At 69.2% G+C, this 15,124-nt stretch carries 15 protein-coding genes; 11 read left to right on the top strand and 4 right to left on the bottom strand.

Annotation, left to right across the window (positions count from 1 at the left end):
- The first annotated feature begins 3 nt into the window (after window positions 1-3).
- From ACFVJ5_RS02910 to ACFVJ5_RS02925, 4 genes are all read left to right on the top strand, one after another.
- On the top strand, window positions 4-1,161 hold the full coding sequence (locus tag ACFVJ5_RS02910; RefSeq protein WP_379218203.1) for an acyl-CoA dehydrogenase family protein: 1,158 nt from the start codon (window positions 4-6) through the stop codon (window positions 1,159-1,161).
- The gene (gene pcaF / locus ACFVJ5_RS02915; RefSeq protein WP_379218204.1) at window positions 1,158-2,357 is read left to right on the top strand and encodes a 3-oxoadipyl-CoA thiolase; all 1,200 of its coding nucleotides are present in this window, start codon (window positions 1,158-1,160) and stop codon (window positions 2,355-2,357) included. The genes ACFVJ5_RS02910 and pcaF overlap by 4 nt, the downstream gene beginning before the upstream one ends.
- A 94-nt stretch (window positions 2,358-2,451) precedes the next feature.
- Window positions 2,452-3,945 (top strand): long-chain fatty acid--CoA ligase, encoded by a 1,494-nt coding sequence (locus ACFVJ5_RS02920; protein WP_379218205.1) that lies wholly within the window; start codon window positions 2,452-2,454, stop codon window positions 3,943-3,945.
- A complete protein-coding gene (locus ACFVJ5_RS02925; protein WP_379218206.1) occupies window positions 3,942-4,397 on the top strand; it encodes a MaoC family dehydratase in 456 nt (151 codons plus the stop codon). Before ACFVJ5_RS02920 ends, ACFVJ5_RS02925 begins: the two co-directional genes overlap by 4 nt.
- A gap of 51 nt (window positions 4,398-4,448) precedes the next feature.
- On the opposite strand, the gene ACFVJ5_RS02930 is transcribed toward ACFVJ5_RS02925, so the two are convergent.
- The 3 genes from ACFVJ5_RS02930 to ACFVJ5_RS02940 are packed head-to-tail and all read right to left on the bottom strand — an operon-like array spanning window position 4,449 to window position 5,978.
- Complete coding sequence (locus ACFVJ5_RS02930; protein WP_379218207.1) at window positions 4,449-4,832, bottom strand: VOC family protein; 384 nt, start codon at window positions 4,830-4,832, stop codon at window positions 4,449-4,451.
- A 4-nt stretch (window positions 4,833-4,836) separates the two neighbouring features.
- On the bottom strand, window positions 4,837-5,643 hold the full coding sequence (locus ACFVJ5_RS02935) for a helix-turn-helix domain-containing protein (protein ID WP_379218208.1): 807 nt from the start codon (window positions 5,641-5,643) through the stop codon (window positions 4,837-4,839).
- 29 nt (window positions 5,644-5,672) lie between these two features.
- Window positions 5,673-5,978, bottom strand: coding sequence for an MTH1187 family thiamine-binding protein (locus ACFVJ5_RS02940; protein WP_379218209.1), 306 nt, complete (start codon window positions 5,976-5,978; stop codon window positions 5,673-5,675).
- Between the two features lie 98 nt (window positions 5,979-6,076).
- Between ACFVJ5_RS02940 and ACFVJ5_RS02945 the strand changes: the two genes are divergently transcribed.
- From ACFVJ5_RS02945 to ACFVJ5_RS02975, 7 genes are all read left to right on the top strand, one after another.
- Window positions 6,077-7,072, top strand: coding sequence for a helix-turn-helix transcriptional regulator (locus tag ACFVJ5_RS02945; protein ID WP_379218210.1), 996 nt, complete (start codon window positions 6,077-6,079; stop codon window positions 7,070-7,072).
- Window positions 7,069-8,052, top strand: coding sequence for a helix-turn-helix transcriptional regulator (locus ACFVJ5_RS02950; RefSeq protein WP_379218211.1), 984 nt, complete (start codon window positions 7,069-7,071; stop codon window positions 8,050-8,052). Before ACFVJ5_RS02945 ends, ACFVJ5_RS02950 begins: the two co-directional genes overlap by 4 nt.
- On the top strand, window positions 8,049-9,077 hold the full coding sequence (locus ACFVJ5_RS02955; RefSeq protein ID WP_379218212.1) for a 2-dehydropantoate 2-reductase: 1,029 nt from the start codon (window positions 8,049-8,051) through the stop codon (window positions 9,075-9,077). The genes ACFVJ5_RS02950 and ACFVJ5_RS02955 overlap by 4 nt, the downstream gene beginning before the upstream one ends.
- Window positions 9,078-9,169: 92 nt before the next feature.
- Window positions 9,170-9,442 carry a Sec-independent protein translocase subunit TatA gene (gene tatA, locus ACFVJ5_RS02960; RefSeq protein ID WP_379218213.1) on the top strand — a complete coding sequence of 91 codons (273 nt, stop codon included), beginning with the start codon at window positions 9,170-9,172 and terminating at the stop codon, window positions 9,440-9,442.
- Between the two features lie 110 nt (window positions 9,443-9,552).
- The gene (tatC, locus tag ACFVJ5_RS02965; RefSeq protein WP_379218214.1) at window positions 9,553-10,506 is read left to right on the top strand and encodes a twin-arginine translocase subunit TatC; all 954 of its coding nucleotides are present in this window, start codon (window positions 9,553-9,555) and stop codon (window positions 10,504-10,506) included.
- Window positions 10,507-10,509: 3 nt separating this feature from the next.
- Window positions 10,510-13,209, top strand: a complete 2,700-nt coding sequence (locus ACFVJ5_RS02970; protein ID WP_379218215.1) for a DEAD/DEAH box helicase — start codon at window positions 10,510-10,512, stop codon at window positions 13,207-13,209.
- 120 nt (window positions 13,210-13,329) lie between these two features.
- A complete protein-coding gene (locus tag ACFVJ5_RS02975; protein ID WP_379218216.1) occupies window positions 13,330-14,070 on the top strand; it encodes a DUF4333 domain-containing protein in 741 nt (246 codons plus the stop codon).
- 66 nt (window positions 14,071-14,136) lie between these two features.
- Here the strand turns inward: ACFVJ5_RS02975 and ACFVJ5_RS02980 are convergent, their stop codons facing one another.
- Entirely contained in the window at window positions 14,137-15,111 is a 975-nt protein-coding gene (locus ACFVJ5_RS02980; protein WP_379218217.1) for a 5'-3' exonuclease H3TH domain-containing protein, read from the bottom strand.
- Window positions 15,112-15,124 lie beyond the last annotated feature (13 nt).

Here is a 15,124-nt window from a genome sequence, read left to right on the forward strand (position 1 = left end):
CTCATGCAGAGAACAGTTTTCACCGACGAGCACGAAGCATTCCGCAAGACCGTGCGGGCGTTCATCGAAGCGAAGGTCGCACCGGTCTACGACCAGTGGTACGAGGCGGGCATCGTGCCGCGCGAGTTCTACGCCGAGCTGGCCGACCTCGGGGTGTTCGGGATCGAGGTGCCCGAGGAATACGGTGGCGCCGGCATCGAATCGTTCAAGTTCCAGGCGATCCTGCTGGAGGAAACCACCCGCGCCGGTGTGTCCTTCGGCGGCTCCGGCGTGCACGTGGGCCTGTGTCTGCCGTACCTGAAGAACCTCGCGACCGAAGAACAGAAGCAGCGCTGGCTGCCGGGGTTCGTCTCGGGCGAGATCATGTTCGCGATCGCGATGACCGAGCCCGGCACCGGCTCCGACCTCGCCGGAATGCGGACCACCGCACAGCTGTCCGAGGACGGCACACACTATGTGCTCAACGGTTCCAAGACCTTCATCACCGGCGGTGTGCACGCCGACCGGGTGATCGTCTGCGCGCGCACCGCTGCGCCGTCGGAAACAGATCGCCGCCACGGGATCTCGCTGCTCGTCGTCGATACGACGTCGCCGGGATACGCGGTGGGACGCAAGCTGGACAAGCTGGGTCTGAAGGTCTCCGACACCGCCGAGCTGTCCTTCACCGACGTGCGGGTTCCGGTCTCGGACCTGCTGGGGGAGGCGAACAAGGGGTTCAGCTACCTGGGCCAGAATCTGCCGCAGGAGCGGCTCTCGATCGCGCTCGGCGCCTACGCCCAGGCCAAGGCGGCGATCCGGTTCACTCTCGAATACACCAGGGGCCGTCATGTTTTCGGCCAGCCGGTCGCGCAGTTCCAGAACACCAAGTTCGAACTGGCCGCCTGCCAGGCCGAGGTCGACGCCGCCGAGGCGGTCGTGGACCGGGCGCTCGAGGCCCTCGATCGTGAGGAACTCACCGCCGCCGACGCGGCCTCGGCCAAACTCTTCTGCTCCGAGGTGGCCTCGCGGGTGATCGACCGTTGCCTGCAACTGCACGGCGGCTACGGCTACATCAACGAGTACCCGGTGGCCCGCCTCTACGCCGACAACCGGGTCAACCGGATCTACGGCGGCACCAGCGAGGTGATGAAGATGATCATCGCCAAGGACATGGGCTTGTGACCGGCACCGCGTACCTGGTCGACGGCGTGCGGACCCCGTTCGGCCGGTACGGGGGCGCGCTGGCCGGGGTGCGACCCGACGACCTCGCCGCGCACGCGATCACGGCCCTGGTGCAGCGACTGCCGAGCGTGGACTTCGGCGCACTCGACGACGTGGTGCTCGGGTGCGTCAACCAGGCGGGCGAGGACAATCGCAATGTCGCGCGGATGGCGGCGCTGCTGGCCGGGTTGCCGGTGACCGTGCCGGGCGTCACCGTCAACCGGCTGTGCGCCTCGGGTCTGGACGCCGTGGGATACGCGGCCAGGGCGATCCGGGCCGGTGACGCCGATCTGGTGATCGCCGGTGGTGTGGAGTCGATGACCAGATCGCCCTATGTGCTGCCGAAAAGTGGTGCGGCGTGGGACCGATCGGCGGAATTGGCCGACACCACCTTGGGCTGGCGGTTCGTGAATCCCCGGATGCGCGAGCGCTACGGCACCGACACCATGCCCGAGACGGCGCAGAATGTCGCCGACGAATACGGGATCTCGCGCGCCGATCAGGACGCGTTCGCCCTGCGTTCGCAGCAGCGGGCCTCGGCGGCGATCGCCCGGGGCAGGTCGGCACGCGAGATCACCGCGGTGCCGGTGCCGCAACGTCGCGGCGAACCGGTTGTCGTCGATCGCGACGAGCATCCGCGCGAGACCAGCGCCGAGGCGCTCGCGGCGCTGCGCGCTGTCGTGCCCGGTGGGTCGATCACCGCGGGCAACTCCTCCGGGATCAACGACGGTGCCGCCGCGCTGCTGATCGCCTCCGAAGACGCTGTGCGCCGGTACGGTCTCGTCCCGCTCGCGCGGGTCGGGGCGGTCGCGGCGGCGGGTGTGCCGCCGCGGACGATGGGCATCGGTCCGGTGCCCGCGGTCGAAAAGCTGCTCGCCCGAACAGGTCTGGGTATCGACGAGATCGACGTGGTCGAACTCAACGAAGCCTTCGCCGCGCAGGCGCTGGCGGTGTTGCGTGGGCTCGGCCTGCCCGATGACGCCGAGCACGTCAATCCCCACGGCGGCGCGATCGCGCTGGGGCATCCGCTCGGGGCCAGCGGTGCCCGGCTCGCGCTCACCGCCGCACTCGAACTCGTCGAACGCGATGCCCGCCACGCCATCGCGACCCTGTGTGTCGGCGTCGGTCAGGGACTCGCCGTGCACCTGCACCGCTGACCGGTGCGGTGATCGCCCCGGTCACCGCCGCCTCCAGGCCCCGCTGCACGCGGTGGCCGCTGCTCTCCGCCAACGTTGTCGTAAGGAACCACCCGTGAACGCCACACTTTCCCTGGCGAGCATTCTCGCCGAACCCGCCCGCCGCCGACCGAATCACCTTGCGCTGATCGAGGGCGAGCACCGCATCACCTTCGACGAGTTGTGGCGCGAAGCGCGCGAACAGGCGAGCGCCCTGATCGCGCGCGGTGTGCGACCGGGTGACCGGGTAGCGCTGTTGTGTCCCAACACCGCCGACTTCCCGCGCGCCTACTTCGCCATCCTCGCCGCGGGCGCGACGGTGGTGCCCGTCCATCTGCTGCTCACCGCGCCGGAGATGGAGTATGTGCTGCGCGACAGCGGCGCCTCGCTGCTGATCTGTCATCCGTTGGTCGCGGCGACGGGGACCGAAGCGGCGAGGAACGTGGGCATCGATGTCGTGGCGCCCGAAGAGCTTGTCGGCGCGCCGATCTCGAACTTCGTCTCGCGTGGTCCGCTGGATACGGCGGTCGTCTTCTACACCAGCGGCACCACCGGCACGCCCAAGGGCGCCGAGCTCAGCCATCTCAACATGGTGATGTGCGCGACGGTGAACACCTTCGACGCCAACGAGATCCACCGCGACGACATCGCTCTCGGCGCGCTGCCGCTGTTCCACGTCTTCGGGCAGACGGTGTCGATGAATTCGCACTGGCGGGTCGGCGGCACCCTGGTGCTGATGCCGAGATTCGATGCGGCCGCGGCGGTGTCGCTGATGGCGGCCGAGCGGGTCAACTTGTTCCACGGCGTGCCCACCATGTATCTGTCGCTGATCGAGGCGGCGGGCTCGGCGCCGGTACTGCCCGCGCTGAAACTGTGCATCAGTGGTGGCGCCGCCCTGCCCGTCGCCGTGCTCGAGGAATTCGAGCGGATCTTCCACGCGCCGGTGCTCGAGGGCTACGGCCTGTCGGAGACCTCGCCGACCGCGGCGGTGAACCAGCCGTGCTTCGGCACCGAGGCGGGCACCGTCGGACATCCGGTGTGGGGCGTCGACGTGGAGATCGCCGATCCCGCGATCACCGACCGCATCGAACTGCTGCCCGTCGGCGACGTGGGCGAGGTGGTGGTGCGCGGGCACAACGTGTTCAGCGGCTACACCGGCAGGCCGGAGGCGACCGCCGCGGCCGTGGTGGACGGCTGGTTCCGGACCGGTGACCTCGGCACGAGGGACGACACCGGCCGGGTGCGCATCGTGGACCGGATCAAGGAGATGATCCTGCGCGGCGGGTTCAACGTGTATCCGACCGAAGTCGAAGCCGCCCTGATGCGGCACCCGCGGATCGCGCAGGTGGCGGTGATCGGGGTGCCCGACCCGCACTACGGTGAGGAGATCGTGGCGGTCGTTGTGCCCGAGGGTGCGCTGACCGAGCGGGAAGTGATCGACTTCGCCAAGCAGCAGGTGGCGAAGTACAAGTACCCGCGCCGCGTCGAGTTCGTCACCGAGCTACCCCTCGGCCCCACCCATAAAGTTCTCAAACGCGCACTGCGCCAACGTTTCGGAGGAGCGGCATGACCACGGATTTCGCTGATTTCGACGCCCTGCGGGCGGCGGTCGGTACAGAACTCGGCCCCAGCGACTGGATCACCGTCGACCAGCGGCGCATCGACCTGTTCGCCGAGGCCACCGACGACCACCAGTGGATCCACGTCGACGCCGAACGCGCCGCCGCGGGCCCCTACGGCACCACCATCGCCCACGGCTTCCTCACCCTGTCGCTGATCGTGCCGATGACCCAGCAGATCATGACCGTCAGCGCGGCGAAGGCGGGCATCAACTACGGCCTCGACCGAGTCCGCTTCCTCACCCCCGTCCCGGTCGACAGCCGTATTCGCGCTCACCTCACGCTCACCGAGGTCACCGAGGTTCCCGGCGGCGTCCAAGTCCACCGGCACGTCACCGTCGAGCTCGAAAACGCCGACCGCCCAGCGTGTGTGGCCGACTCCATCGCCCGCTGCATGCTGTGAGATCCGGGGGTGGCGAGCGCATCCCGCACTCGCCACGGCGGGTTCGGTGACCTATCGCAGTTCGCCGCTGAGGACCCAGAGGTGCCCGAAAGGGTCCTTCACCCTGCCTTGCCGCTTGCCGTAGGGACGGTTGTCGACGGGGATCACGACCTCGGCGCCGAGCTGCGCCATCCGCTGCGCTGTCGCGTCGGGGTCGGCGACGGTGAGCACGAGCAGCACGGGCGAGCCACCCGCCGATCCGGGATCGGCCCACCCCCACTCCTCGACACTCTGTGCCAGCGCGAACACGACGGAGCCGAGCGTGAGTTCGGCGTGCTGCACCACCGCGTCCTCGGCGACGCGCAGACTCACCTCGGCGCCGAGCGCCTGGGTGTAGAAGGTGATCGCGGCGTCCGCGTCGGAGACCAGCAGCTTCGGGATCAATTGGCTGTTCATGTCCCTATGGTCGTGGACCGCGGGGTTGCCGGGCTTGTAGATTTCGGCCCTCTTCCGCGAGCCAGTCGGTCGGCGTGGTGTTCATGAGGTCGCGGAACTCGTGGACGAGGTGGCTCTGGTCGTGGTAGCCCGACTCGGCTGCCACCTGGGCCCAGGACGTCGCGCCCGTGCCGACGCGGTGTACGGCGCACTCCAGGCGGGCCACGCGGGAGGCGAACTTCGGGGTGATCCCCAGCGAGCGTCGCATCAGCTCGCGCAAACGCCGGGCGCTCAGGTGCACGTCGTCGGCGAGATCGTCGACCGACACCGTCCCGCTACCGGCTCTGATCAGGTCCAGCGCCCGCAGGGCGTGGTCGGTTGCGGTGTCGTACCCGGCCCGGTACAGCTGTTCGAGGAGCCGGACCCGCAGGACCGCTTCGCGTCGCCCGGCCGGGTGCTCCGCCAACTCCTCGGACAGCGAGTTCACCCACGGCAGTACGGCGTCGGCGATCACCCCGCCCGCGTCCACCTCACTCAGCGGCATGCCGATCAGGCGGCGCAATGCCGCCGGTGACAACTCCACATACGCCGTCGGCTGCCGCGGCAGCAGGGTGGTGACCGGCGTCGCGACCCCCGGCCGCATCAATCCGGCCACGACCGCCTGTGTGCGCAGGGTCTGTCCGTCGTAGTCGATCTGGAGCGGAGCCCCGAGACCGACAACGAGTCGAGCCGACAAGGTGGGGACAGCCCGATGTGCCCGAGCTGGACCGATGTGCTCGCTGATCGACACCACGCCGATGCCCGCGGCACGGCATGCCGGACGGAGTTCCACCCTCGCATTCTCGCATCCGTGTGCGCCGGCTATCCGTCGGCGAGGTAGCGCTCGACCGTGTCGACCTTGCTGTTCAGCGCGTCGGAGACGCCGGGGCGGATGTCGGCCTTGAGGACCAGGCTGCACCGGGGCGCAGTGACGAGGACGGCGTCGGTGGCGGCCTTGATCACCGCCATCACCTCGTCCCATTCACCCTCGATGGTGGTGAACATCGCGTCGGTGCGGTTCGGCAGGCCGGAAGCGCGGACCACCCGGATGGCCGCGGCGACCGCTTCGCCGACCGAGCCGTCGTGGTGGGCGGAACCGCTGGGAGCAACGGAGAAGGCGACGAGCATCGTGATCCTTTCGACGGGTGGGTCCATGGTCCCCGGGGGCGTGGCCCAAGTGTGCGCCGACGCGCGGGGGTGCGGGCGCGACCATTACCCTCTATCGAGTGGCGATATCCAAGGTCGAGCGGCTGATGAATCTGGTCATCGCGCTGCTGTCGACCAGGCAGTTCCTGAGCGCGGAACGTATTCGCGCCAGCGTGGCCGGTTACGAGGACTCCGCGACCGACGAGGCGTTCAGCCGGATGTTCGAGCGCGACAAGAACGAATTGCGCGATCTGGGCATTCCCTTGGAAGTCGGTCCGGTGGGACGGTTCTCGACACTCGAGGGGTACCGGATCAACCGGGACGCCTACGAGCTGCCCGATATCGACCTGTCCAGCGAGGAAGCCGCGGCGGTCGCCGTCGCGGTGCAGATGTGGGCCTCACCGGAATTGGCGGGCGCGGCCGAGGGCGCGCTGTTGAAGCTGCGCGCGGCCGGGGTCACCGTCGAGACCGACAACGTCGGGGTGTCGGTGCCCGCGGTGCCCGCACGCACCCGAGGGTCGGAGCCGGTGTTGCGGGAACTCCTCGCGGCGATCGACGCGGGGCAGGCGGTGCGATTCGGCCACCACAGCGCGGTCACCGACCCGTTCGTGACCCGCGATGTCGAACCGTGGGGCGTGGTGACCCGGCACGGTCGCTGGTACCTGGTCGGGCACGACCGTGAACGCGATGCCGTTCGCACGTTCCGGCTGTCGCGGATCGGTGGACAGGTGCGGCCGTACGGTCCGGTCGACGCGGTCCACAAGCCCGCGCACACCGATCTGCGCGCGATCGTCGACCGGGTCACCGGCGACGCTCCCGTCACCGGGTCGGCCACCGTGTGGGTCGCCAAGGGGCGCGGTCGCGAATTGCGCCGCATCGGCACCGAAGTCGACACCCGTGACCTGGGCGGACGCCCCGGCTCGGTGCTCGAGGTGCCGGTCCGCTCCCGCGACTGGGTGGCCCGGCTGATCACCGGCCTCGGTCCCGACGTTCTCGTCCTGGAACCACCGGAACTGCGCGCCGACGTGATGAACCGGCTACGGTCGGTACTCGACCACACGGAGGTCACGTCGTGAGTTCGCGTCTGTCCCTACGCCTTTCGCGCCTGCTGAACATGGTGCCGTACTTACTCGCGCACCCGGGTATCAGCGCGGCCGAGGCCGCCGCCGAACTGGGTGTCACCACCAAACAGCTGATGAGCGACCTCAACCAGCTGTGGATGTGCGGATTACCGGGCTACGGTCCCGGCGATCTGATCGACCTGTCGTTCTCCGAGGAGAGCATCGAGGTCACCTTCTCGGCCGGCATCGAACGGCCGCTACGGCTGACCTCCACCGAGGCCACCGCGCTGCTGGTGGCGCTGCGCTCGATCGTGGAGATGCCCGGCATGGTCGACCCGACCGCCGCGCACGCCGCCATCGCCAAGATCGAATCGGCGATCGCCAGCACCGACGCCGTCGTCACCGGCAAACCGGTCGATGTCCCCGTCGAGAAGCCGGTGGTCGCGACCGTGCGCGCCGCGCTCGCCGACGCGCGAGCCCTGCGCCTGGTCTACTACTCCGCCAGCCGCGACGAGGTGTCCGAACGCATCGTCGACCCGATTCGGGTGGTGCTGGTCGACAACAACAGCTACCTGCAGGCCTGGTGCAGGCAGGCAGAGGGCGTTCGCCTGTTCCGGTTCGATCGGATCGAGGACGCCACCGAACTCGACGAACCCGCCCGCGCGCCGAGCCACGCCGCCAACGACGCCGCGGCACTCGACCTGTTCCAGGACGACCCCGACGTGCCGCTGGCCCGGCTGCGGATCCGCGCCGACTACGTGTGGGTGCTCGACCAGTACCCCATGCACCGCATCGAATCGCGCGCCGACGGCAGCATCGAGGCGGGCATGCGCTTCGCCTCGCCGGACTGGATGGCTCGACTGCTGCTCGGCTTCGGCACCGGCGTCACCGTGCTCGGGCCGCCCCAGTTGGTGGCCGCGGTGCGCACGCGCGCCGACGCCGCCCTGGCCGCCTACGCGGCCGCCGGACTGGTGGGGGAGACCGAACCCGCGTGAGTCAGCGAGTACTGGTCCTCGGTGCGGGCAGTGTCGGGGTTTTCATCGGCGGTCACCTGGCCGCCGCGGGCATGGAAGTGATCTTCGTCGGCCGTCAGCGGATCCTCGACGACATCGCCGAACACGGCCTGCGCCTGACCGATCTGGACGGCGGCTCGACCGAGGTGACGCCCGACCGGTTCGGCCTCGCGCTCGAACCCGACGAACCGGAGTTGGCCGACCTGGTCCTGGTGACCGTGAAATCGGCCGACACCGCCGCCGCGGTCCGTGCCGTCGCGGGCCGATTACGCCCCGGCACGCCGGTCGTGAGCCTGCAGAACGGCATCGGCAACGCCAGTGTGATCAGAGAGATCCTGCCGACCAGCATCGCCCTGGCCGGGATGGTGATGTTCAACGTGGTGCACAGCGGTCGCGGGTGTTTCCACCGCGCCAGCGACGGTGACCTCGCGATCCAGGACGACCCGGTCGTCGACCGCTTCGCCGACCGTTTCCGCGCGGCCGGCCTGCCGCTGCGCCGTCACCGCGACCTGCGTCCGGTGCAATGGGCGAAACTGCTGCTCAATCTGAACAACCCGATCAACGCGCTGTCGGGCAGGCCGCTGCGTGAGGAACTCGCCGAGCGTGACTACCGCCGCTGCCTCGCGCTGACCCAATCCGAAGCCCTCGCCGTGATGAACACTGCGCGAATTCGGCCCGCGCAGCTCACCCCCGTGCCGCCCGAGTTGATGGTGCATCTGCTGCGTGTTCCCGACGCGGTCTTCCGGCGGGTGTTCGGGCGGGTGCTCGCCATCGATCCGCTCGCCCGCTCGTCGATGGCCGATGACCTCGCGCTCGGTCGGCGTACCGAAATCGCGTGGTTGTGCGGGGAAATCGTGCGCCTCGGCGACATGGTCGGGCACCCGACGCCGGTCAACCGGCGGCTGACGGAGCTGATCAGGATCGCCGAGTCCGGCGACACCGCCCGGTTCACCGGAAGCCGGCTGTTCGCCGAGCTGACCGGGGCGGCGGCCGCTGTCGCGGATTGAACGCGTGGCGAACACCGCTGCGGCTCGGCGTCCACCACGGTCCGAACACAGGTAGCATCGGTAATCACCACAGTCTTTGGAGGTATCTGATAATGGGCACGTTCAGCTGGACGCACCTGCTGATCATCGCGTTGCTGTTCGTTCTGCTCTTCGGCGCGAAGCGGCTTCCCGACGCGGCACGCGGTCTCGGCCGCTCGCTGCGCATCTTCAAGAGCGAGGTCGGGCAGATGCAGGCCGAGTCGTCGGCGTCCGACGCACCGGCGGCCACCGCGGCCACCCCCGCGCCGCAGCAGCAGCTGTCCGCGTCGGCGACGCAGGCGCAGACCCCGATCGTCGAACCGCAGCAGGGCCACAAAACCCTCTGACCTCGGCCATCACCCCGGAGTGGTAGTCACCGCTCCGGGGCGAAGTGCTGTCTCGTCAGAAGTTGTCGCCGAGCATCCGCCGAACCGAGGGTTAGAGGCCACCACCCACTATGCGCATTCCGTTCGATCCCCGGCGCACCAAGCGCAGGACGAATCCCGACGGCACCATGTCGTTGGTCGAGCACCTGCAGGAACTGCGCACCCGGCTGCTGCTGGCACTGGCCGCGATCGCGGTGACCACCCTGATCGGCTTCTTCTGGTACGCGCACACCCTGTTCGGGATGGAGAGCCTGGGCGAGATCCTGCGTGGCCCCTACTGCGCGTTGCCCGCATCGGCGCGGGCCAGCCTGACTCCTGACGGCGCCTGCCGATTGCTCGCCACCGGACCCTTCGACCAGTTCATGCTCCGATTGAAGGTCGGGTTCACCGCAGGTGTGGTGATCGCGACGCCGTTCTGGCTGTATCAGCTGTGGGCGTTCATCACCCCGGGCTTGTACGCGAAGGAACGCAAGCTCGCGGTCGGGTTCGTGGTGACCGGCTCGGTGCTGTTCGTGACGGGCGCCGTGCTGGCGTATGTGGTGGTCTCACACGCGTTGTCGTTCCTGATGACCATCGGCGACAACGTCCAGATCACCGCGCTCAGCGGCAATCAGTACTTCGGTTTCATCATCCAGTTGCTGATCATCTTCGGCGTCAGTTTCGAGACGCCGTTGATCATCATCGGGCTGAACCTGGTCGGGGTGCTGCCCTATACCAAGCTCAAGGCGTGGCGGCGCGGGATGATCTTCGGCCTGTTCGTCTTCGCCGCGATCGTCACACCGCAGGACCCGTTCTCGATGCTGGCGCTGGCGATCGCGCTGACCGTGCTGTTCGAGTTCGCCGTGCAGTTCGCGCGGTTCAGTGACGCGCGCAAGGCCCGCCTGGAGGCGAAGGCGGGCTGGGGCACGCTCGACGACGAACAGGCCTCTCCGCTGGAGACCCCCGAGCCGGTGGCGTCCGCCGATCCGGTGAGCGAGCCGGAGAAAACCGCGCGCCCGGTGTCGGACTACTCCGATACGCTCTGAGGGGTGACCGACACTCCGGGGCTGCCCAGCGAACTGGCGAAATTCGCCGGTGAAATCTCGTTCGATCTGGACCCCTTCCAGAGCACCGCGTGCGCGGCGTTGGAAGACGGGCACAGCGTGCTCGTGTGCGCACCGACCGGTGCGGGCAAGACGATCGTCGGTGAGTTCGCCGTGCACATGGCGCTCGCCTCGGGCGGAAAGTGCTTCTACACCACGCCGATCAAGGCGCTGTCGAATCAGAAGTTCGCCGATCTCACCGCCCGCCACGGCCGCGACAGCGTCGGCCTGCTCACCGGTGACCAGTCGATCAACCCCGGCGCGCCGGTGGTCGTGATGACCACCGAGGTGCTGCGCAACATGCTCTACGCGTCCTCGGACTCGCTGCACGGCCTGTCCTATGTGGTGATGGACGAGGTGCACTACCTGGCCGACCGGTTCCGCGGCGCGGTGTGGGAGGAAGTGATCCTGCACCTGCCGCCGGACGTGCGGCTGGTGAGCCTGTCGGCGACGGTGTCCAACGCCGAGGAGTTCGGCGCCTGGATGGAAACCGTGCGCGGCGACACCGCGGTGGTGGTCGACGAGACCAGGCCGGTGCCGCTGTGGCAGCACGTGATGGTCGGCCGGCGGATGTTCGACCTGTTCGACACCAAGTCCAGCGACCGCAAGGTCGTGGTCGACGAAGATCTCGTGCGGTTCATCCGCCAGCGCGAGAGCGCCGACCGGATGCACGGGTACGGCGGTCCGCGCGGACGTGGTGGGCGCGGCGGCAACTTCCGCCCGTTGCCGCGACCGGATGTCCTGGCGCGTCTCGACGAGGAAAACCTGCTCCCCGCGATCACGTTCATCTTCAGCCGGGCGGGCTGCGACGGCGCGCTGGCCCAGTGCCTGCGGGCCCGCCTCGATCTGAGTCGTCCGGGCGAGGCCGCGCAGATCGACGAGATCATCGAGAAGCACACCGGTGACCTGCCCAAGGGTGATCTGGAGGTGCTCGGTTACTGGGAGTGGCGCGAGGCGCTGCAGCGCGGCCTGGCCGCCCACCACGCCGGCATGCTGCCCGCGTTCCGGCACACCGTCGAGGAACTGTTCGTCAAGGGTCTGGTGCGCGCGGTGTTCGCCACCGAGACTCTGGCACTGGGCATCAACATGCCCGCCCGCACGGTGGTCCTCGAGCGGCTGGTGAAGTTCAACGGCGAGACCCATGCCGAGCTCACCCCCGGCGAGTACACCCAGCTCACCGGCCGCGCGGGCAGGCGCGGTATCGACGTCGAGGGCCACGCGGTGGTGCTGTGGCAGCCCGAGGTCGACACCAGTGCGGTGGCCGGCCTCGCCTCCACCCGCACCTATCCGCTGCGCAGCTCGTTCCGGCCCGGCTACAACATGTCGATCAACCTGATCGACCGGATGGGCGCCCAGGAGGCCCGAACCCTGCTCGAGCGGTCGTTCGCCCAGTTCCAGGCCGACCGGTCGGTCGTGGGGCTCGTCCGTGGCATCGAACGCAACGAGGGCGCGCTGCGCAAGCTGGAGAGTCAGCTCGGCGGGGTCGACGGCGATTTCATGGAGTACCTGTCGCTGCGTGACCGGATCAAGCAGCGCGAGCGCGATATCCAGCAGCAGGGCCGGGCCGACCGGCGCGGCGCCGCGGTGAAAGCGCTGATCGGGTTGCGTCGTGGCGACGTGGTGTCCATCCCCGTGGGCAAGCGTTCCGGGCTCGCGGTGATCCTCGAACCCGACCAGACGCCCGGCGACCCGCGTCCACTGGTATTGACCGAGGACCACTGGGCCGGTCGGGTGTCGGCGGCCGATTTTCCGGAGCCCGCCGAAGCGCTCGGGCGCATGGATCTGCCGCGTCGGGTCGATCACCGGACCGCGCGCATCCGCCGCGACCTGGCCTCGGCGTTGCGCGGCACCGGAATCTCGGCTCCGCGCCGGGGCAAGCGCAACGATCGTGTTCGAGGCGGCGAAGATCGTCAGCTCTCGACACTGCGGCGCAGTCTGCGGTCCCATCCCGCGCACAATCGTCCCGATCGGGAGCAGCTGAGCCGCACCGGCGAGCGGTATTCGCGCCTCGCCCGCGAGACCGAGACGATGCGCCAGAAAGTTGCCGCCACCACGAATTCGCTGGCGCGCACTTTCGATCGGATCGTCGGGCTGCTCGAGGAACGCGGGTTCGTCGCCCACGGTGAGGTGACCGCCGACGGCAGGCGCCTGGCCCGGATCTACGCCGAGAGCGATCTCGTGGTCGCCGAGGCCCTGCGCCAGGGCCTGTGGCGCGGACTCGGCCCGGCCGAACTCGCCGCGGTGGTGTCGACGCTGGTCTACGAATCGCGGCAGGAAACCGGTCTGCTGACGCCGGCGGGACCGACCGATCCGATCCGCCGGGCGGTCGCGGCCACCATCGAGGTGTGGTCGGAACTGCGCTCCGACGAGGCGCGACACAAACTTCCGCCCACTCGCGAACCCGATCTGGGGTTTGTCACCGGGGTCTACAAATGGGCGCGCGGCGACGCGTTGGCCGAGGCGTTGCTGGCCAGCGGCGACCAGGGGACGACGATGTCGGCGGGCGATTTCGTGCGGTGGTGCAGGCAGGTGATCGACCTGCTCGATCAGATCCACAACACCGCCGACGACCCCGAGATCGCGTCCACCGCCGCCAAGGCGGTGCGTGCCGTACGGCGGGGTGTCGTCGCGGTGGACGCCGCGTAGTCGGGGCGTCTGTGATTTGATTTCTTCGCGTACCGACCGTGAGGCGGATGTCGTGCGAATGCGGCAGGCCCGGCGCGGGGGGCTACCGTATGGACTAATGATGCGAGTGGAGGCGAGTGGATGAGCGGCCCTTACGGACCGAACAACCCCGGGGAGGGGAACAACGATCCCACCCAGCACTGGGGGGGTCAGCAGGGGGCCGGTGGCGCCGGTCCCACCCAGCACTGGGGTGGCGCGCAGCAGCCGCCACAACAGGGCGCCCAGCCCACCCAGCAGTGGAATGATCCGAACGCCCAGCAGCCGCAGCAGCCGTGGGGACAGCAGCCCCAGCAACCGCAGCAGCCGTGGGGCCAGCAGCCGCAGCAGGGTGGCGTGCCGCAGCAGCCGACCGGGCCGCAGCAGCAGTGGGGCCAGACCCAGCCGCCGCCGCAGGACTGGAACAACCAGGCCGCCAACGCGCAGCAGCAGTGGGGTCAGCCCGCGCCGCAGCAGCAGTGGGGGCAGCAGCCCGCTCCGCAACAGCAGTGGGGACAGCAGCCGTCTTCCGGTGGTAAGAGCAAGGGCCTGATCATCGGTCTCATCGCCGCGGGCGTGCTCGTGGTCGCCGCCGTGATCGGCCTGCTCCTGGTCGTGTTGTCCTCGGACGAACTCGACAACGCGGCCGTGCAGGACGGTGTCTCGCGCGTGCTGAAGGACTCCTACGGCATCGCCGACGTCTCCGATGTCAGCTGCCCCTCCGGTCAGGCGGTGGAGGTCGACGCGACCTTCACCTGCGACCTGAAGGTCAGTGGCGAGGCGAAGAAGGTCACCGTCAAGATCACCAAGGAAGACGGCACCTACGAGGTCGGCCGCCCCAACTAGGCGCTCGCACGACGTTTTCCGGGCCGTCCGCGCAGTCTGCGGGCGGCCCGGTGTCGTTCGTCCCGGTCAGCCGGCGTGTGCCGCGGTCAGTGCGGTGACGAGGCGGGTGATCGGGCTCTCGGCGTTGTACGCGGTGGCCAGCGCGAGCAGCCGGTCGGGGTCGGTGGGGGTGGCGGGCAGGACATCCGGCCGCGACAGGATCACCTCGGCGTCGCGGACCACCCGCACGACCGGTGCGGCGACCTTCAGATAGTCCTGCGCGGCAACGAGTTTCGCGCGCACACCCTTGGCGATATCGGAACCGGGATCAGCGACAGCGTCCATGAGCGCGTCGAGCGAGCCGAACTTCGTGATCAGCTGGGCGGCGGACTTGTCGCCGATGCCCGCCACACCGGGCAGGCCGTCGGAGGCGTCGCCGCGCAGGGTCGCCATGTCGGCGTAGGCCGGTCCCGCGTTCTGTTCGGGCACACCGTATTTCGCCGAGAGCTCCGCGGGGCCGAACAGTTCGGCCTTGGCCAGACCGCGACCGACGTAGAGCACGCGGACCGGTGGGGCGGGCTCGTCGCGCACCAGCTGCAGCAGGTCGCGGTCGCCGCTGACGACGACGACCGGGTCGGTGCGTTCCCGGCTCGCGAGGGTGCCGAGCACATCGTCGGCCTCGAGGCCTTCCGCGCCGCCGGTGGCGATGCCCGCCGCCTCGAGCACCTCGAGGATCATCTCGACCTGCGGGGTGAGCGTGTCGGGCACTTCTTCCGCGCCGGGCGCCGCGCTGGTGCTGGTGTCGAGTCGGTGCGCTTTGTACGAGGGCACCAGCGCCACCCGGAACGGGGGCCGCCAATCGAGGTCGAGCCCGACCACGAGCCTGCTCGGGCGATGTTTGGTGACCAGCGAGGCCACCATGTCGGTGAAGCCGCGCAGCGCGTTCACCGAGCGGCCGTCCGCGCCCCTGAGCTTGTCGGGAATGGCGTAGTAGGCGCGGAACCAGAGGCTGGCGCCGTCGAGGATCAACAGGGGTCCACGGGTGCTCTCGTCAGCGGTCACCCGGTGATTGTGC

Source organism: Nocardia sp. NPDC127606, assembly GCF_042671725.1.
Lineage (GTDB): Bacteria > Actinomycetota > Actinomycetes > Mycobacteriales > Mycobacteriaceae > Nocardia.